The 19,615-nt window shown below is 52.4% G+C and carries 16 protein-coding genes; 8 read left to right on the plus strand and 8 right to left on the minus strand.

What is annotated here, in order from left to right:
• The first annotated feature begins 344 nt into the window (after positions 1-344).
• The 4 genes from yddG to phoC all read left to right on the plus strand — a co-directional run bounded on the left by yddG (position 345) and on the right by phoC (position 3,898).
• On the plus strand, positions 345-1,265 hold the full coding sequence (gene yddG, locus JK211_RS01520; RefSeq protein WP_212706903.1) for an aromatic amino acid DMT transporter YddG: 921 nt from the start codon (positions 345-347) through the stop codon (positions 1,263-1,265).
• A gap of 23 nt (positions 1,266-1,288) precedes the next feature.
• A complete protein-coding gene (locus JK211_RS01525) occupies positions 1,289-1,927 on the plus strand; it encodes a glutathione S-transferase family protein (RefSeq protein WP_212706904.1) in 639 nt (212 codons plus the stop codon).
• A gap of 117 nt (positions 1,928-2,044) precedes the next feature.
• Positions 2,045-2,944, plus strand: a complete 900-nt coding sequence (locus tag JK211_RS01530) for a Kdo hydroxylase family protein (RefSeq protein ID WP_212706905.1) — start codon at positions 2,045-2,047, stop codon at positions 2,942-2,944.
• A 225-nt stretch (positions 2,945-3,169) separates the two neighbouring features.
• Entirely contained in the window at positions 3,170-3,898 is a 729-nt protein-coding gene (phoC, locus tag JK211_RS01535) for an acid phosphatase PhoC (protein WP_371734564.1), read from the plus strand.
• Between the two features lie 172 nt (positions 3,899-4,070).
• On the opposite strand, the gene pmrB is transcribed toward phoC, so the two are convergent.
• A complete protein-coding gene (gene pmrB, locus JK211_RS01540) occupies positions 4,071-5,183 on the minus strand; it encodes a two-component system sensor histidine kinase PmrB (protein ID WP_371734565.1) in 1,113 nt (370 codons plus the stop codon).
• Between the two features lie 25 nt (positions 5,184-5,208).
• Positions 5,209-5,865 (minus strand): two-component system response regulator PmrA, encoded by a 657-nt coding sequence (gene pmrA, locus JK211_RS01545; protein WP_212706907.1) that lies wholly within the window; start codon positions 5,863-5,865, stop codon positions 5,209-5,211.
• 377 nt (positions 5,866-6,242) lie between these two features.
• Here pmrA and JK211_RS01550 point away from each other — a divergent pair, with 377 nt between their 5' ends.
• Positions 6,243-6,716 (plus strand): very short patch repair endonuclease, encoded by a 474-nt coding sequence (locus JK211_RS01550; RefSeq protein WP_212706908.1) that lies wholly within the window; start codon positions 6,243-6,245, stop codon positions 6,714-6,716.
• Between the two features lie 41 nt (positions 6,717-6,757).
• Here JK211_RS01550 and JK211_RS01555 read toward each other — a convergent pair whose 3' ends face one another.
• On the minus strand, positions 6,758-8,230 hold the full coding sequence (locus tag JK211_RS01555; RefSeq protein WP_212706909.1) for a catalase: 1,473 nt from the start codon (positions 8,228-8,230) through the stop codon (positions 6,758-6,760).
• Positions 8,231-8,472: 242 nt separating this feature from the next.
• On the opposite strand from JK211_RS01555, the gene JK211_RS01560 reads away from it, so the two are divergent.
• A complete protein-coding gene (locus tag JK211_RS01560; protein WP_212706910.1) occupies positions 8,473-9,711 on the plus strand; it encodes an MFS transporter in 1,239 nt (412 codons plus the stop codon).
• A 66-nt stretch (positions 9,712-9,777) separates the two neighbouring features.
• Here the strand turns inward: JK211_RS01560 and mqo are convergent, their stop codons facing one another.
• The gene (mqo, locus tag JK211_RS01565; RefSeq protein WP_212706911.1) at positions 9,778-11,421 is read right to left on the minus strand and encodes a malate dehydrogenase (quinone); all 1,644 of its coding nucleotides are present in this window, start codon (positions 11,419-11,421) and stop codon (positions 9,778-9,780) included.
• A gap of 365 nt (positions 11,422-11,786) precedes the next feature.
• Here mqo and JK211_RS01570 point away from each other — a divergent pair, with 365 nt between their 5' ends.
• Complete coding sequence (locus tag JK211_RS01570; protein WP_212706912.1) at positions 11,787-12,704, plus strand: bestrophin family protein; 918 nt, start codon at positions 11,787-11,789, stop codon at positions 12,702-12,704.
• Between the two features lie 36 nt (positions 12,705-12,740).
• On the opposite strand, the gene JK211_RS01575 is transcribed toward JK211_RS01570, so the two are convergent.
• On the minus strand, positions 12,741-13,955 hold the full coding sequence (locus tag JK211_RS01575; RefSeq protein WP_212706913.1) for an MFS transporter: 1,215 nt from the start codon (positions 13,953-13,955) through the stop codon (positions 12,741-12,743).
• 579 nt (positions 13,956-14,534) lie between these two features.
• Here JK211_RS01575 and JK211_RS01580 point away from each other — a divergent pair.
• Complete coding sequence (locus tag JK211_RS01580) at positions 14,535-15,890, plus strand: carbohydrate porin (protein ID WP_212706914.1); 1,356 nt, start codon at positions 14,535-14,537, stop codon at positions 15,888-15,890.
• Between the two features lie 51 nt (positions 15,891-15,941).
• On the opposite strand, the gene fhuB is transcribed toward JK211_RS01580, so the two are convergent.
• The 3 genes from fhuB to JK211_RS01595 are packed head-to-tail and all read right to left on the minus strand — an operon-like array spanning position 15,942 to position 19,615.
• Positions 15,942-17,903, minus strand: a complete 1,962-nt coding sequence (gene fhuB / locus JK211_RS01585) for a Fe(3+)-hydroxamate ABC transporter permease FhuB (protein WP_212706915.1) — start codon at positions 17,901-17,903, stop codon at positions 15,942-15,944.
• A complete protein-coding gene (fhuD, locus tag JK211_RS01590; RefSeq protein ID WP_212706916.1) occupies positions 17,896-18,813 on the minus strand; it encodes a Fe(3+)-hydroxamate ABC transporter substrate-binding protein FhuD in 918 nt (305 codons plus the stop codon). The genes fhuB and fhuD overlap by 8 nt, the downstream gene beginning before the upstream one ends.
• Entirely contained in the window at positions 18,803-19,615 is an 813-nt protein-coding gene (locus JK211_RS01595; protein ID WP_212706917.1) for an ATP-binding cassette domain-containing protein, read from the minus strand. The genes fhuD and JK211_RS01595 overlap by 11 nt, the downstream gene beginning before the upstream one ends.

Genomic DNA, 19,615 nt, shown 5'->3' on the forward strand with positions numbered 1-19,615 from the left:
AGCACTCCGGCCGCCGCAGGATCTTCTGCCCCGGCAAGGCCATCCGCTCACCGGGCGCAGGCACAATAAATGTTTCCGGCGAAGAGCGCAATCCTTTGCGTGGCATCGCCTGCGGCTGGTACAGCCGGTGATTTCTCCTGAACAGAGACGGGCTGAGGTGGCAGGTAAAAGAAGTTACGTCAGGGATCGGGAAAAATCGTGACAGGATGACAGCCAGCCGATACCCTGAAACCAGTAAATATTATGAACGACAGACCGGTTTTTTCCGGCAAATGGTTGCCTGCTCAGGCAGCCTCTGACGTTCCCGGCGCCCCCTGAACAGCAGATAAATAGGATAGGTAGTCATGAATTCGACAAAAGCGACGGTCATCGGCTTAGCCGCTATTGTGCTTTGGAGTGCCAATGTCGGGCTAATCAAACATGTCAGTGAAGGGTTCGGGGCGGTCAGAGGAGCTGCGCTGGTATATACCCTGAGTTCGGTGGTGCTGTTACTGACTGTTGGCTTCCCGAAACTCAGAACATTTCCGCGCAGCTACCTGCTGATCGGCAGCTTACTGTTTGTCAGTTACGAAATCTGCCTGTCCCTGTCGCTGGGTTTTTCACAAAATGCTCAGCAGGCCATCGAAGTCGGGATGGTGAATTATCTCTGGCCGGCAATGACCGTGGTTCTGGGGATCATTGTAAACCGTCAGCGGGTACACTGGACAATTTTGCCGGGCATTGGCCTGTCGCTGGCAGGCATTCTTCAGGTGTTGTCCGGTAACCAGCCGCTCTCCCTGATACAGATAACCCGGCATATTGGAGAAAACCCGTTCAGTTACGGTCTGGCTTTCAGCGGAGCGGTTATCTGGGCGGTGTACTGTGTTGTCACCCAAAAGCTGGCTCGTGGCAGTAACGGAATTACCTTCTTCTTTATGCTGACTGCGGCCACCCTGTGGGTGAAACAGCTGAGTTCTTCCGCCAGTCCTTTCAGTGTCAGTCTGCCTGCCACCATAAGCCTGTTACTGGCAGCCCTGGCGTTCGGCCTGGGTTACGCGGCATGGAATATTGGTATTCTGCGCGGAAATGCCACCTTACTGGCGACTGTTTCTTATTTTATTCCGGTACTGTCAGCGGTACTGGCTTCAGTTATGCTGCACTCCGCCCTGACCCTTTCATTCTGGCAGGGCACAGGGATGGTCTGCTTTGGTTCTCTGGTTTGCTGGCTGGCAACCCGCAGAAAAAAACCGCCAGTGTCACAGGCGGTGGTGCAGCAGAACCGGTAAATTGTGACTGACGGAGAATATCGATGATAGAAATCTGGGGGCGCAAAACCTCGTCAAATGTACAGGCTGTGATGTGGGCGGTGGCCGAACTGCAGCAGCATTATAAACGCTATGATATCGGACACAGGTTTGGCGGCAATGATACTCCGGCGTTTCTGGCCATGAACCCCAACGGTACGGTACCCGTCGTCAGTATCAACGGGGGAACTCCCCTGTGGGAGTCTGGTGCCATTCTGCGTCATCTGGCGGCGCTCTATGGTGACCCGCCGTTCTGGCCATCTGATGTGAATCAACGCTGTGTTATCGACCAGTGGGCGGAATGGTCAAAAATTAATATTGCCATTAATTTTACTATGCCGGTGTTCTGGCCCCTGGTGCGTATTCCGGCGGAACAGCGTGATATGCAGGCACTTACGGTCGCTTTACAGCGGCTGACCCGTTTTCTGAATATTGCAGAGCAACAATTATTGCGTCACCCGTATCTGGCCGGGCCGGAATTCACTCTGGCTGATATTCAGTTCGGCCATATTTTGTATCGCTATTTTGATCTGGATATCCGGCGGGCAGCATTACCGGCCGTCGAAGCTTACTACCAGCGACTGACCCGGCGAGCAGCCTACCGTGAACATGTGATGGTCAGCTATCAGGAGTTAGCGGTCTGAGGCTGTTTCGTTGCTGATATTTTGTCCGGATGAGACTGATTCGCATTTTTGGCGTTAAACAATTTTCTTAACTCTATTATTCTTAACAGTATAAAATTCTTAAACAAGGAGTCAGAAATGCAGACCGATACGCTGCGTTATGACGACGTGATATTCACTTTACCTCTGAATGACTGGGCAGATGGCGGGAGTTTCAGCCAGCAGGCCCTGACGGCCCTTGAGCAGGGCGCAGTTCTTAGCCTGCCACGACTAGGTTTTCCTCTTACTCCGGATGAACAGCCACGTCTGCGGGAGCAAACCGTTCAGCCGGGGCGAAAAAATATCAGCTACCGCGCTGAGACTGATCAGTTATTTGGTGTCGCCGACAAGGCAGACGAAACGGTGATCCGTCAGTTGCTGCAACGCCATCATCAGGTCTGTCAGCAGCTGATCGGTAGTCTGCTGCCTGCTTATGTTCCGGTACTGCACACCCCGATTAACACGTTGCGGGTTCATCCGGTAGCGGTGTGGAAGAAAGGCAGTTCATGGCGTAAAGATGATACCCGGTTACATGTGGATGCTTTCCCGTCGCGGCCTATCCACGGGGAACGTATCCTGCGCATTTTCACCAATATTAATCCGCACGGTGAAGCCCGGGTCTGGCGGGTCGGTGAGCCATTTCCGTCGCTGGTCAAACGATTCCTGCCACGGGTGGGGCGTTACCATCCCCTGAGCAGTCTGTTACAGCAAAAGCTGGGGATCACCAAAAGTTACCGCACCCGTTATGACCATATTATGCTGGGGTTGCACGACGCAATGAAAGCCGATACAGACTACCAGTCATCGGGTGCACAGCTGGAGGTGAGTTTTCCGCCGGGCAGCAGCTGGATCTGTTTTTCTGATCAAACCCCCCACGCAGCCATGTCGGGGCAGTTTATGCTGGAACAGACGTTTCTGTTGCCGGCCAGAGATATGGTAAATCCGCAACATTCTCCCCTGAAAACCCTCGAGACTTTGCTGGGTGCCTCTTTACTCTGAGATATTCCTGCCCGGCCGGGCAGGAACAGTAACCCCCGGGTGTAAATGAACTGTTAATCGTCGATAGTTATTAACTTAGTCACGAACGGCAGAGATCCTGAACATTATAGCGTTATTTTTTTGAACTGTGACCAGTGCAGGAGTTTCGGTGATACGTGACGTGGTAACGTATTTTTTCCGGGAATGTACTTATCACAGGACGACATAATGACTAAAAAACTGACGATGGCACTACTGATATCAGCACTGTTTTATGGTGCTGCTGCGGCGGCGGCAACCCCTGCCGGGGATGATGTCACCACCAAACCAGACCTCTATTATCTGACCAATAGTCAGTCCATTGACAGCCTGGCACTGCTGCCCCCGCCTCCGGCAATTGGCAGTATCGCTTTTCTGAATGATCAGGCGATGTACGAACAGGGGCGCTTATTACGTAACACCGACCGCGGCAAGCTGGCGGCCGAGGATGCTAACCTGAGCAGCGGCGGGGTGGCGAATGCATTTTCTGCGGCCTTCGGACGCGAAATTACGGCCAGAAATACGCCGCAACTGTATAAACTGCTGACCAACATGATCGAAGATGCCGGGGACCTGGCAACCCGCTCAGCAAAGCAGCATTATATGCGTATCCGTCCGTTTGCTTTCTACCAGGTGGCGACCTGTAATACCCGGCAACAGGATGAACTTTCGACCAACGGTTCTTACCCCTCTGGTCATACGGCTATTGGCTGGGCCACGGCGCTGGTACTGGCCGAAATTAACCCGCAGCGGCAGAATGAAATCCTTAAGCGGGGTTATGAACTCGGGCAAAGCCGTGTCATTTGCGGCTATCACTGGCAGAGTGATGTTGATGCTGCACGGGTAGTGGCTTCAGGGGTGGTGGCGACTCTGCATACCTCTCCGGCCTTTAACGCCCAGCTGGCAAAAGCGAAAGCGGAATTTGCTGCACCTTAACCTGCCGTCATTATCTTCTCCCGATTAATAAAATCTTAATGATTAACCTGCATACTCTCCTGACAAACCAGACAGGAGAGTATGATGAATAAAGTCGCGGCTATTTCTTTCGGTGAACTCAGTGCCACATTGCTCGGTCTGTGTGTGCTGGCAACCTTTCTGCTGGTCTGGTTCAGCAGTTTTCCGTAACAATGTCCTGCTTTATGAAGCGTACCACTGCCCGGCACCCCTGACGGTCGGTACGGTTAGTCAGACAAAATGTTGCATCATGCAGCTGACAGATCCGGCTGACAATACTGAGTCCCAGCCCAATCCCTCCGTAGCGGCTATCCATCCGCGTAAAGGCTTTGCTGAGCTCACCGGTTTTGCTTTCATCAATGCCGGGTCCCTGGTCTTCTACCGCCAGCTCAATATATTGCTTACCGTCGGTCGCGGTTAGCTGCTGAATACTCACCTGTAAGGTACTGTGTTCAGGGCTGTAACGGTGCGCGTTTTCTGTCAGGTTACGTACCACCAGCTGTAATAATGTCGGGTCGCCTTTGACGATAAAGTCTGCGCTGTCATCCGGCAAAATTAAGTGCTGGTGCCGCAGCTTGATCATGGTCAGCAAACTGTCACGCAGGGGACGGGTGACAGCGCTGACCAGTGGCACCGGTTGCTGACTGCCAGCGGAAAATGACTGCCCAACCCGTGCCAGTTGCAGCAGCTGTGAAACACTGTCAGTCATCTGATCGAGACGATGGATCAGAGCCGACATATCAATGGGATGCTGTCTGGCAATTAATTCAAGATGCAACCGCAGCCCGGCCAGCGGGGTACGTAATTCATGGGCGACATCGGCAGTAAACAGCCGTTCTCGTTCGAGGGTGGTGGTTAAACGTTCGACCATCTGATTAATCGCGTGGATCACCCCGTCGATCTCGATAATTGCGCTCTGGTACTCCACCGGTTGCAGATTAAATTCGCTGCGTTTTCCGAGGTGATAGCGTAATTCTGACAGGGGATGCGTGATCCACTTCACCGCCTGCCAGCACAATATCAGGGCGACGGAAATCATGATCAGGCTGGGTAATGCCAGGCTGGCGACCGCTTCGTGGATCTCTTTTTCCACATGTCCCTGTTCATTACGTTGCTGCAATACAGCTCTGACCAGCAGATCTATCTGTTCTTTGCTCTCATGCCATAACCAGAGCACACTGATTAGCTGGCAAAACAGTAAAATCGCGCCGATAGTGATCAGCAACCGCCGGCGCAGGGTGGTTGTTTTCGGTAACCTGTTCAATATTTGCTGACCCTCTTCGACGGACACTTTATTTCAGCAGAGCGTACCCAAATCCCCGCACGGTGCGGATACGGGGTTTACCTATTTTTTCACGCAGATTATGGATGTGAACTTCAAGGGTATTGGTTGAAGGTTCATTATTCCAGTTATAAATATCGTTGTATAAAATCTCACGGTGAACCGGGCTGCCGGCTTTCATCATCAGCCGGGCCAGCAAGGCATACTCTTTCGGCGTCAGATCCAGCAATTCGCCGCTGCGGAACACCTGACGATGGGCGGTATCCAGCGACAAATCCTCAACCGTCAGCAGATTGGTGCTCTGGTTATTGTGGCGGCGGATTAAGGCCCGTATCCGCGCATTCAGTTCTTCCAGAGCGAAAGGTTTGATCAGGTAATCGTCGGCCCCGCTGTCGAGGCCGATAATCCGGTCGCTCAGGGTATCTCTGGCGGTCAGTATCAATACCGGTAAAGCCATTTTCTGACGACGTAAACGTAACAGCAGGTGTATTCCATCCTCATCCGGCAGACCAAGATCGAGGATCACCAGACTGTATTGGGTAGCTTTAAGACAGTTTTCTGCTTCCCGTGCACTGCTGACACCATCGCAGGTGTAGCCTTCATCGTGCATAGCGATTATCAGACCCTGCAGTAACAGGGCATCATCTTCAACAATTAATATCTTCATCTGGTACTCCGGCAAGACAGTTACAGTTTATCTGTCTGATAACAGTGGTGACGGCCACTGGTCATAACCCCGCGGGCCAGACAACAGGCAGTGGCGGGGGAACGATTTTTCTGGTGTATTGTTAGCTGCGATTACTGGCCGCAGGTACCACCGCCGGTAATATAAGCAGTGATGTCATAAGCAATATAAGTATACCGGTACAATAATACCGGCGGGCTATTATGCGGCGCAAAGCTTAGGATAACCTTAAATTACTTAATCCTGTGACGCGGGCTGCTGGCTTAACGGCATGATTTTTCATGAGACAGCCGGTCTGACGTATTAAGTAACTTAAGATACGCTGGCAGGCCGGCGGCGGTCACACTACCGGAGGAACGATGGCTGATGTACATGATGAGCCGACCCGCAGTAAAAATATGCGGGCCATCAGGGACCGTGACACGTCCCTGGAAAAACGAATACTGTGGTTATTGCAGTCACTGAATATCCCGGCATCTCAGCAGGTACGGGAACTACCCGGCCGGCCCGATTTTGTCCTGCAGGACAGTAGCAAAATTATTTTTACCCACGGTTGCTTCTGGCATCGTCACTCCTGTCATTTATATAAACCTCCGGCAACCCGCCGTACTTTCTGGCAACAGAAAATTGACCGGAATGCTGAACGGGATGAGCAAATTCTCGAAAAGCTGCAGGCGGCTGGCTGGAATGTGTTGATTATCTGGGAATGTGCCCTGAAAGGAAAATACCGTCTGACGGAGAAGCAACTAACAGAACGGGTCGAAGAGTGGGTCTGTACGGCGCAGGATTCGGCAGAAATCAGCCAGTCAGGGTTACGTCTGTTGTCAAAGTAACCCTCCGGTAGCGCAGGGGCGGTTTCCCGGAGGGCTGAGTGTTATTTCGCTGCCTGGCGGGCAGTGGTGACTTTCTCTGCTATCCGGTCACCGATTTTACGGTCGATATTTCGCCAGTAGTCAAATGCCCGTGATAATACCGGTTCTTCAACCCCGTTCAGCAGATGCCCGCTGACATTATCCACCAGCCGTTGCCGTGCCGCATCATCCATCACCTGACAGACCAGCGTATTCGCCTGACTGAAATCATCATCCTCAGCATGAAGCGCATAGGGCTGGCGCACCATATCACCGCTGCTGTGCCAGGCAGAATCGGTCGGATATTGTTTGCCATCGGCCTGCGGGCCTGCTTTGGAGTTTGGCGCATACACCGGGTCACTGACCGGTGTCATACGCATAGCGCCATCTTTACTGTAGCTGTTCACCGGTGAGTGAGGGGCGTTAACGGGGATCTGTTTATAGTTGACCCCCAGCCGTGCACGGTGGGCATCGGCATAGGCAAAGACGCGGCCGAGTAACATTTTATCCGGACTTAAGCCGATGCCGGGCACCAGGTTGTTAGGTTCAAATGCGGCCTGTTCAATCTGGGCATGGTTATCCGTCGGGTTACGGTCGAGGGTCAGTTTACCGACTTCGATTAATGGATAATCCTGATGCGGCCAGACTTTGGTCAGGTCAAACGGGTTAAACCGGTAGTGCTCTGCGTCGGCAAACGGCATAATTTGCATATACAGGGTCCATTGGGGAAAGTCGCCCTGTTTAATGGCGTTAAACAGATCCCGCACATGGAAATCCCCGTCAGCCCCGGCCAGCTGGTCGGCCTGCTGTTGGGTCAGACATTCAACACCCTGATCGGTTTTAAAATGGTATTTAACCCAGAATTTCTCCCCGGCAGCATTGACCCACATATAAGTATGGCTGGAATAACCGTTCATATGGCGCCAGCTTTTCGGGATACCACGGTCACCCATCAGCCATGCCAGCTGGTGTGAGGACTCGGGGGATAAGGTCCAGAAATCCCACTGCATTTCATTATCACGCAGGTTATTATCAGCGCGGCGTTTCTGCGAGCGGATAAAATGCTGGAACTTCATCGGGTCACGGATAAAAAATACCGGGGTATTATTGCCGACCAAATCATAGTTACCTTCGGTGGTGTAAAACTTTATCGCAAATCCGCGCGGATCCCGCCAGGTATCAGGACTGCCGCGTTCTCCGGCCACGGTCGAAAACCGCATCACAACCTCTGTTTTTACCCCCGGCTGGAACAGGGCTGCACGGGTATACCGGCTCACGTCTCCCGTCACCCGGAAATGGCCGAAAGCGCCGCTGCCTTTGGCATGGGGCTGACGTTCTGCAATTCGCTCCCGGTTAAAATTAGCCATTTGTTCGATAAGATAATGGTCATGCAATACCAGCGGACCATCGGCACCGACCGACAGAGAGTGTTCGTCGCTGGCAACCGGGATGCCGGCATCGGTCGTCGTTATTTTTGGTTTCTGATCATTGCTCATGCTTCTTCTCCATGTGAAAAACAGGGTTAATGCGCACCCGCTAAGCATAGTCGAAACCTGACCATTGAGGGGCTCCGTCCCGCAAAATAATCGACCAGCGGGATTCCCCTGAGACAGAAACCGCTGAACGTTATCAGTACTGCGGCAAAATTTATCATTTTCTGTACGTTGGATTGATGCGGGTAATACGTTATTCTCGCGGGCTAATAATCACCTGAGTAAATAATCCCGGAGTTTTGCTTATGGTCTCTTCCGGCGGAGAGTCTTCATCGCGTGTTTTTCATCATCCTGGCTTCAGGGTCTATGTTGCCGCACAAACCTGTTCTTCTCTGAGTTTTCAGATTGTCTCCCTGGCGGTCAGCTGGCAATTGTATACCATGACCCACAGCACTTTTATGCTGGGGATGATCGGCCTGATGCAGTTTATACCCTCGGTAGTGCTGGCATTACCGGCGGGCCATCTGGCGGACCAGTATAATCGCAAGACCCTGATTATCGGTGGTCAGAGTATCGAGTTTCTGGCGGTTATCGGGCTGGCGGTTTTACCCTTTATCGGTACCGGCAGTCCGGTAATCTTACTGGCGCTGGTATGCCTGTTTTCGCTGGCCCGCGCTTTTGAGGGGCCGTCAATGACCTCTCTGTTACCGGCGCTGCTGCCCGCGGGGCTGCTATCAAAAGGGATGGCGACTAATCAGGTGTTCCGCGAGGCGATGGTAATTGCCGGACCGATGGCTGGCGGGTTGCTGTATGTCGTTGCGCCGCAGGTGGCCTACGGAACGGCGGCGATCGCCTATCTGGCCTCGCTGGTGGTGATGACCACCCTGAAATATGAACGTGAAGTGGTTAAACCACTGCCGATGACCTTCAAAAATTTGTTTGCCGGGCTCGACTTTATTGTTAAACGCAAGGATGTGCTGGGCGTTATTTCACTGGATCTGTTTGCGGTGTTACTGGGCGGAGTTACCGCCCTGTTACCGGTTTTTGCCAATGATGTCTTGCATACAGGGGCCTGGGGGCTGGGAGCACTGCGGGCTGCACCGTCGGTCGGGGCATTGATTACCGGCATCTGGATCAGCCGCAACAGCTTTCATAAACATACAGGTATGATTATGTTTGGTTGTGTTGCCGGTTTCGGGGGGGCGACGCTGGTTTTTGCCCTGTCAGATAACATTATCCTGTCACTGTTGGCGCTGGTGGTATTGGGCGGTTTTGATATGGTCAGTATGGTGATCCGTGGTGCGATGGTGCAGCTGGATACTCCTGATGATATGCGCGGCCGGGTTAACGCAGTGAACTCTGTGTTTATTAATACCTCGAATCAGCTGGGTGAATTTGAAACAGGTTTGCTGGCCAGCGCTATCGGCACAGTTCCGGCGTCGGTGGCCGGTGGTATTGGTACCCTTGTGGTGGCGGGTCTGTGGATGGTGATGTTTCCGCATCTGCGGCGGCGGCAAAAACTGGCACAGGGATCTGAGGTCTGAGCCGAATATGGCGGGATAAAAAAATCCGCCGGCTCAGAGAGGGGCGGATTTTTCAGTAGTAGCCGATTACAGGGCCATATCCTGCTGCGGAGTTGCCTGCCGGGCAGGGGTATTCTCTGCCGGGCTTGCTACTGACGGGGCCGCGATGCGCGGTGGTTTGGTCAGTTGCAGGCTGGCGGCGGTATCATCCCAGACCTGCTGGGTAAGGGCGACATTGCCGTTAATTTTCTGACCGTAGGTCGGGACGATACTACGGATTTTCTGTTGCCATTCAGGTGTCTGTACCTTATCCGCGAATAGTTTTTCGATCACATTCAGCGTAATAGGGGCGGCAGTGGAAGCACCCGGCGAAGCACCCAGTAAGGCTGCGATGGTTTTTTGCTGGTCGGTAACAATTTCGGTACCCAGTTTCAGCACACCGCCTTTCTGTGGATCTTTCTTCACGATCTGTACCCGTTGTCCGGCCTGCCACAGACGCCAGTCAGACTTTTTAGCATCAGGGTAGTATTCCTGCAGGGCAGCAAAACGATCCTCATCTGACAGCATAACCTGACCAATCAGGTATTTCACCAGGTCGAAGTTATCAATCCCCACATGGGCCATAGGTAAGATATTGCTGGTTGTGGTGGCGCTTAGCAGATCAAACAACGAACCATTTTTCAGGTATTTGGTCGAGAAGGTGGCAAACGGACCAAACAACACCACTTTTTTACCGTCGAGATTACGGATATCAATATGGGGAACCGACATCGGCGGTGCACCGACAGAGGCCTGACCATACACCTTCACTGAATGACGTTCAGTCACTTCCGGATTTTCTGTGACCAGGAATGAACCACCGACCGGGAACCCGCCGTAGTTATCTGCTTCCGGAATACCGCTTTCCTGCAGTAATTTCAGGGCTGCGCCGCCGGCACCGATAAACACATATCTGGCATCAATCTCATGTTCGGTATTGTCTTTCAGGTTTTTTACCGTCACATGCCAGCTGTTATCCGGATTGCGTTTAAACGCGGTCACTTCTGTGGATAGCTCAAGGCTGAAGTCAGGTTTAGATTGCAGACTGCTTACCAGCTGACGGGTAATTTCGCCATAGTTGACATCAGTCCCCAGCGGAGTCCAGGTGGCTGCAACTTTTTGTGCCGGATCACGGCCTTCAATCACCAGCGGTGCCCATTGCTTGATTTGGTTCTGGTCGACAGAAAACTGCATTCCCTGGAACAGGGTTGTGTTTTGCAGTGCCTGATAGCGTTTAGTCAGGTAATCAACATTGCTATTACCCCAGACAAAACTCATATGTGGTGCGCTGTTAATAAAGGAATGAGGATCTTTCAGTACGCCCTGTTTAACCAGGGATGACCAGTACTGACGGGAAATCATAAAGGACTCGTTAATCTCAATCGCTTTACTGATATCAATCGAACCATCAGCACGCTGCGGAGTATAGTTAAGCTCCATATTGGCAGAGTGTCCGGTTCCGGCATTATTCCAGCCATTGGACGACTCTTCAGCCACGCCGTCCAGCCTTTCAACCATAATCTGTTTCCAGTCCGGCTGGAGTTCATTCAGCCAGGTGCCCAGAGAAGCACTCATAATACCGCCGCCGATCAGCAACACATCGGTTTTTTCGCTGGCAGCAGACGCTGACTGGCTGAAGGTCGCTAAGGCGAGAAGGGAGAGGCTGAAAGCCATTTTCTTTGAATAAGTCATAGTACGCCTGGTCATTGAGAAAAACTGCGGGGGAGTGTAACTCCGGATGTGTCCAATTGTGAATATATTTATGTATTAACATTGATAAAAATAAGTTAATAAATAGGCTTTAGTTATTTAACTAACTGATTATAAATAAATAATTTAAAATTATAAATTTTCACCAATTGAACAAAATAGAATCAGATCTGTTTTTTTTACCTGATTTGTAACAATTATATCAGTAAAGTTTATGTGCTTATAACAGGAAGGACCCGGAAAAGGGCCTGCGGCCAGTGACGGATCGCGGAGATAATGCATTGTTCGGTGTTACATCAGAATTATTGTATAATTTGCCCCATTGATTCTTCCGGCGTTAATATAAAATGATTATCCGTAAACCACAGCACTGGTTCCTGCGCCTGTTTGACTGGCATGGTTCAGTACTGTCTGATATTGCCTTCCGCATGGGACTGAATGTTGCGATATCAATAGTCGCTATTCTGGTCCTCCCCTGGTACCAGAGCCTGAATGTTAAGTTGTCTACCGCCCCTTTTAGTCTGCTGGGAATAGCCATCGCTATCTTCCTTGGCTTTCGTAATAATGCCAGTTACGGACGTTTCCTTGAGGCGCGGTTGCTGTGGGGGACATTACTGATTAACTGCCGTATTCTGTTGCGCCAGTTACATTGCGTATTACCGGAAAATTCACCGCAATTGATCACGTTTTCTCAATTACTGACCGGCTATGCATATGCGCTAAAACATCAGCTAAGATCAACCGATGCAACCGAAGATCTGCGGCGTATTTTACCCGCAGCACTACAATCGCAGGTGCTGGCCAGCCCTTTCCGCGCTAACCGTATTTTATTAGTCAGCGGTCAGTTCCTCGGGGATCTGCGGCGACAGGGAAAAATATCCGATATTATTTTTTGCGAAATGGACCAGGCATTACGCAAACTGGAAACGTTACTCGGCGGCTGTGAAAGGCTGGATAATACCCCGATCCCGTTTGCCTATAGTCTGATACTGCACCGCACAGTCTATCTGTTCTGTACTTTATTACCTTTTTCACTGGTCACCGAACTGCATTATATGACAGTACTGGTGTCAGCCTTTATTTCCTACACCTTTCTGTCTCTGGATTCACTGGCAGAAGAGCTGGAACAGCCTTTTGGTACCGGATCCAACCATTTACCCCTCGATGCTATTTGTCTGACCATTGAACGGCATATGCTGGAAATGAACGATCAGTCGCCGTTGCCGGCGCCTTTATTACCAGACCACCGTTTTCAGCTGACATAATCGCCATGGCAGCCAGTGCGGCTGCTATGTCACCACTCAGTCACGGGTCACCAGGCTGGCGGCCCGCTGTGCGGTTCTGAAGGTCAGGGTCAGGTAAATCAGGTTAATCAGAATCACAATCGCTGAGGCCAGAAATACCCAGCGCATGCCCAGTACGGCAGAAGTGACAGAACCCAGCAACGGGCCGGTGACATTGCCCAGGTTCATAAATGACTGGTTATAACCGAACACCCGTCCTGAGACTTCCGCCGATGAATAGGTGAGTAACAGGGTCTGGATGGCAGGAAACATGGCACCGTCGGCAAACCCCAGCAGGAAACGTAATACGGAAAACTGGGGGACGCTGCTGACCAGCGACATTAAGGTCAGTAATATAATAAACATGACAAACGCCACCGAAATAATCCGCTTTGGTCCGATATTATCACTCATCCGTCCCCAGACCGGGGCGGAAATTAAGGCTGACATTCCCGGCAGTGCGGCAATAAAACCACTCATAAAAGCAATATTATGACTGTCCGGAGCAAGGTGCTGCACATATAAAAACAGGATCGGATTAACGGAACCGTTACATAATTGCACTACCAGAGTACAGAATAACAGACACAGAATAATACTGGGCGAAGGTACCGTTTTCCAGACAGATACCGGCTTAGTACGGATCTTATTTTCAGATTTCTGACGCGGCTGTTCTTTGATAAAAAACAGGGTCACCAGGGTAGTCAGTACCAGTAACAAAGTGGTGACATGGAATACCGGGCGCAGTCCGACATGATCGGCAAGATATCCGCCGAGTAACGGGCCACCGAGAAAACCGCTGATTTGCGCGGTAGACAAAATACTTAATGCCCAGCCGCTTTTTCCTTTCGGTACCTGAGAGGCAATTAACGCCATTGCATTGGGGATATACCCGGAAGCCAGCCCCATCAGGCCACGTAACAGAAATAACTGCCAGACACTGGTCACCATCCCCTGGAAAAAAATCGCAATCGCCATCCCGACAGCAGCACGGATCAGCATCAGTTTACGTCCTTTACTGTCGGCCATCCGCCCCCATAACGGAGAAACAATGGCCGAGATAAGGAAAGTAATACTGAAGGTCAGCCCTGACCACAGGGTCAGACTGGCTGTGTCATAATTCCCGAGCTGTGAGATATAGAGCGGTAAAAAGGGCAGAATCTGGCTGGTGCCTAAACCTGTAATAAAGCATCCCAGCCACAGAGATAACAGGTTCTTTTTCCAGGAAATCATAAGCAATAACGGAGTCTGGTGAGGTCAGGGAGGAAAAAGTATACGCCAGACAGTCTCTGATTGGCAGGGGAAAGTACATTTAACCCGTTGAAACGCAGGGAACAGCGGTAAAACAAGCACTTTTTTACCCGTGAGTATGCTGTCCGCTGGCCGGCTCCGCGCCAGCCGGGACGATGCTTCCCGGGCAGGGCCACTGAACAATCAGTTATCAGTAATAGGTCCTTGCGGAGATACTTTTGGAATAATCCGCATTAGCCAACACTGGATCTGGATAATTCTGATATAGACTCGCCTCCTGTATGACTCTTATCACAATAATTAATGATACTTTGAAAAGAATGTTTTATCAGCGTTACTGAATGATAAAGTAATATTGCATAACAGACCGGACTGTCCGAAAAATAATTTTTTCAGTATGAATTCTCTTTACCGCCAGGGGTTATCTCTGTGACGGGCGGATTAATATTTTCTGAAAAAATGAAACGGCCTGATGAATAATACTACTCCTGTCCTCAGGCGGTATTTATATTCTGTTATTGCGAATAACTAACGGATTAATTTACTTTTCAGGATGAGCGTATGAATATAACCGGCCAGCAGTGGCGTAATCGTAAAAAATCAATAGTATTTCTGTGTGCTGTATTTTCCTGCCCGGCCTATGCCACGCAATGGGAAGCAAGTGTATTAGGTTTTGAACCCTCAGAACCCGGAGTATTTGGCGATATGCTGGGCCTGAGATCAGATCTCGCCAGGTCAGGGTTTAATTTTAATCTGGCCTATCTCAGCCAGTCGGCAGTAAATACCGGCGGAGGTTATAACCGTGATCGCAAACTGGCTTATATCGACCAGTTTGCCCTGACTTTTTCGCAAAGTCTGCAGCAGATCACCGGTATCCCTGATGCGACTATCGAAGGTAATATCGTTAACCGTAATCATAATAATAATCTGACGGCGGAACGGTTACAGAATCCGGCACTGCCGTTTAATGATCTTGCTCAGGAAAGCTGGGGCGGGCAATCCATTACACGGCTTGGCTGGCTGACTTTCAGCCGCAGTTTTTTTGAGCGGCGTCTTTTCTGGCGTATCGGTATGATGAATAAGGTACAGACCTTCGATCAGTCAATTCCCTGTGATTTTCAGATGCTGACACAATGTGGAGGAAAATCAGCCAATGCTCTGTTGTGGAACAACTGGAACGTGCATAGCTGGGGAACCACACTGGAATATAAGCTGACGCCGGAAGTGACTCTGAAAGGCGGTATCATGGAACAGAATCCGCGGGCCGCGGATCGAAATCGCGGCTGGAGTCTGTCCGCCAGAGGCAGTCGCGGAGTCCTGCTGCCGCTGGAAGTCGAGCTGAAAACCACAGTTAAAGGTCTGCCGGGTTTATACAATGCCGGTGTATTGCTGACCAATGCCAGCCAGCCTCACTTATCACGCGGAAAATCGCAGCAGGATGGCAGCCGTGATCCGCTGGGGTATCGTAGTTATGGCAATACCGCATTTATCTGGGCCTCTGCGAATCAGCAGGTCACGTCGCATAAAGACAATAAACAACGCGGGATGAGTCTGTCCTGGAGTGGCAGCCTGGCCGATCACCGGACTAACCCGATTCAGCTGACCAGTGCCATATCCATGCGTTACCGTGGTCTGTTTGACAGCCGGCCGCGGGACTGGCTGGGGCTGGGGGTAAGCTATATCAGGATGAGTCACTATGGAAACGAAAAGTACGCGTTCGCCAGAGTGGCGTCTCTGCCGACGGTAGCGGGGTATCCGAACATCAGCAGTTCGGTGAATGCAGAGCTGTATTACCGTTTTACCATCACCCCGTGGCTGCAAGTTCAGCCGGATATTCAGTACTGGCATAACCCGGCGGGTGACAGAAATACCGCCGATGGCTGGGTTGCCGGGCTGAAAACGGTAGTGGTTTTCTGAGGATAACGGCCCGTTGGCGGGTGAACGGGCCGTCAGTGACAGACAGCAATCTCAGCCGTTATTCTGTCGGCATAACAGCCAGACAAATACCGGTGTTCCCAGCAGTACCGCCATAATCCCCGCCGGAATCTGGAAAGGCCAGATAACCAGCCGCCCCAGAGTATCAGCCACTATCATCAGTACCGCGCCGGTGATGGCTGCGGCCGGTAAGGCAACCGCAGCCTGACGGATCCCCAGCTGGCGGATCGCCTGAGGTGCCAGCAGTCCGATAAAGCTCATTGGCCCCAGTAACAGGGTGGCACAGGCACTGAGGATGGCGCAAAATACCAGCAGTACGCCGGTGACCGGCCGCAAGGCGAGTCCCAGGGATGCGGCCACGGGTCCGCCAAGGGGTAACAGGGTCAGCCAGCGAAAAAACAGCAACGACAGGGGCAGGGCAACAGTAATGATGATCAGGCCACTGAACGCTGTCTGTGGGGTAGCTCCCCAGGCAGAGCCTGATAACCAGCTGATAATCTGACTGGCATCGGGTGTGCCGCTGGCCAGCAGCAAACTGATCACGGCAGCGGCAAGGGCACTCAGGGCCGTTCCGGCCAGCAGAATACGCGATGACGATGCCGCTCCGGCAAAAGCGAAGCAAATAATAATCCCCAGGCTGAGCAATGCTCCCGCCAGTGCAGCAGGGAAAACAGTGATCCCCGCCGCGCCGGGGAAGATTAACAGCATAACGACCACCCCGCATGCAGCGCCGCTGTTAACCCCGAGCACTTCGGGGCTGGCCAGCGGGTTGGCGGTCAGGCGTTGTAATATGACCCCGCCGATAGCCAGTAGCGCGCCGCAACTGCCGGCGACCATGGCCCGTGGCCAGCGGAACCCTAAAGGATCAGAACCGGTCAGTTGCAGACCCTGTCCGGTGCGGGTAATACTCACCGCCAGCAATGCAGCCAGTATCAGCAGTATTACCAGCAGGGCCCATTTTCGGCGGTTGATTTGCCGTGCCCGGCGGGGCTGCGGATGTAAGTCCGGGAGGGTAACAAACCGGGCACGGGCAATAATCCACAGCATCAGCGGGATCCCGCCGATGGCGGTAATATTACCGGCGGTGATTTGATAGCCGCCATACGCCATCAATACGGCAACCTGATCACAGGCCAGTAATATCAGTGCGCCGAACAGCATCACCAGCAGCAGATGGCTGATAAAACGCTTATGGGGCAGTAACCGGCAGATCTGCGGGGCAAACAGGCCGATAAAACCAATAATACCTGCCTGGCTGACAGTCCAGCCGGCGGCGAAGATCACCAGCAATAATCCCCCCAGCCGGATACGCTGGCTGCGGCCACCGAGGCTGCTGATCATCGTATCGGATAAACGCAGCAGGTTTAACGGTCGGGAAAAAAGCACAGTCAGCAGGACAATAATCAGCACCACCGGCGTCAGATTTTTCACCACTGACCAGTCATTCTGGGTCAGATTTCCACTGCTCCAGATAAACACATTCTGCAACTGCTGGTGGCGGAACAGCATAATCCCGTTCTGCAAGGCGGTGCAAAACAGTCCGATAATCAGTCCGGTCAGCAGCAGGGTGAGGGGAGACAGACGGCGCTGATTACTGAGAATAAAAATAATCACCCCGCAGACCAATGCACCGGCCAGGGATAACCCCTGACTGATCAGCACACTGCTGCCCAGCAGGGTGGCCAGCGTCATGCCCAGTTGAGCCCCGGAGGCAATACCGAGGGTCGAAGGTTCGGCCAGCGGGTTTTTCAGTAATAACTGACACAGCCAGCCCGCCAGCCCGAGCATTGCACCGGTCAGTAATGCCACGGCGATCCGTGGCAGATAGCTGTAGTGCAACAGCAGCATATTCTGTTGCTGAAGATCAGCGACAGCCTGTGGCGTCAGTCCCCGGGGATGATGCGGAAAATAATAATGCAGGCTGTTCACGGTCAGTAACAGCATAATCACGACCGACAACAGCAGAATAATTGATATCACGGCGGATTTACGCACGGTATTCCTCCGCAGTCTGCACCAGTTTTCCGGCAAAACGTAATGCTGAATAAAGACTGCCATACAGCCAGATCGGTTCAATAAGCCGGCGACGGTGTTGCAGATTAAAAGGCATCTGCTGCCAGACCGGTGAGCCGGACAATGCGTTAGTCAGCCCCTGATCACCGTGTGAAAACTGCAACACAATATCTGCCTGACAGGTCAGCAGTTGCTCGATACCGACGATCACACTTCCCCAGATACTGGACGATCCCTGCCAGGCGGATTGCAGACCGGTGGCGGTGACGACTTCGCCGAAAAGGCTGTCGCGGGTCAGTACCAGGGCCTGACGGGGTGACATCAGGGTAAACATCAGCACTTTTTTACCTGCCAGTGGTTGCAGTTGCTGCCGGTAAACCGCCATTTGCTGGTCGAAACTGTGCAGGTATTGCTGTGCCACGGGCTGACGTTCAAGACGATCTGCCAGCTGCAGTATATTCTGCCGCGCCACACTGAGCAGTGTGCTGCCGGCAACGGCAAACGGATACTGCCATACGGGGGCGATTTGCTGTAGCCGGGAGACGGATAACGGCGAATGTTGCGGCAGGAGCAGTAACCGGGGAGACAGGCTGTACAGCAGTTCCAGATTAGGTTCGGTGCGCAGCCCCAGTTCGGTGACCTGAGGCGGGACAGGCGGTGCCGATACCCAGTTGTTATAGCCACTGATATCACTGACTGCCATTGGTATCAGCCCCAGAACATACAGCATTTCGACGGCCGACCACTCCAGTGCGGCAACCGGCGATAATGGCGGGGCAGCCACCGCGCGGCACACTGACGGCAGGCCGGCGGCGGCCAGCAGTAAGGCTGACCGGCGTAATAACTGACGCCGACTGAACAGTGCCGGTTGTCCGCCGGAACTATCTGACATAGCTGATATACTCCCCGTTCTCCGGCTGGCGGATGACGCCCATCGGCACACCGTAAATCTGTTCCAGCTGTGACGGGGTCATCAGCTGACTGACATTACCGTGAAAAATTTTCTCTCCCTGTTTCAGGGCAATAAATTCATCACAGAACCGTGCGGCCATATTAATGTCGTGCAACACCATAATAACGGTTAACTTGCGTTGCCGTGACAAGGTGTGGATCACTGACAGCACCTCTTTCTGATGGGCAATATCCAGCGCGGAGGTCGGTTCATCCAGTAATAAACAGTGGCTGCCCTGAACCACGCACATGGCAATCCACGCTCGCTGCCGTTCCCCCCCGGACAGACTCTCCACCAGCTGGTCACTGGCACGGGTGAGATCGACACTGGCAATCGCACGGGCAATCGCGTCATGATCCTCATGGCGCATTTTTCCCAGCGCGCCATGCCAGGCATAACGCCCGAGCCCGACCAGCTCTTTTACGGTCATTCCTTCCGCCACCGGCAGACTCTGGGGCAGATAGGCCACCTGACGGGCAAACTCCCTGGCCCCCCAGTCAGATAAGGGTTTGCCATGCCAGCGGATCTCTCCGGCGGAAGGCGTACTCTGCCGGCTGAGCAGTTTAATCAGGGTAGATTTTCCGGAGCCATTATGGCCAATCAATCCCGTGACCCGCTGTGGTGAAAACTGCAGGTTCAGGGGGCGGAGTAATTGCCGCTGTTCAATACTGACTTGTGCCTGAAAAAGGCCGAATGTTGCCGCACTGGCAAGGGTATCCTGACTGTTCACATTTTTTCTCAT

Source organism: Tatumella sp. JGM130 (assembly GCF_018257525.1).
GTDB classification, from domain to species: Bacteria; Pseudomonadota; Gammaproteobacteria; order Enterobacterales; family Enterobacteriaceae; genus Tatumella; species Tatumella punctata.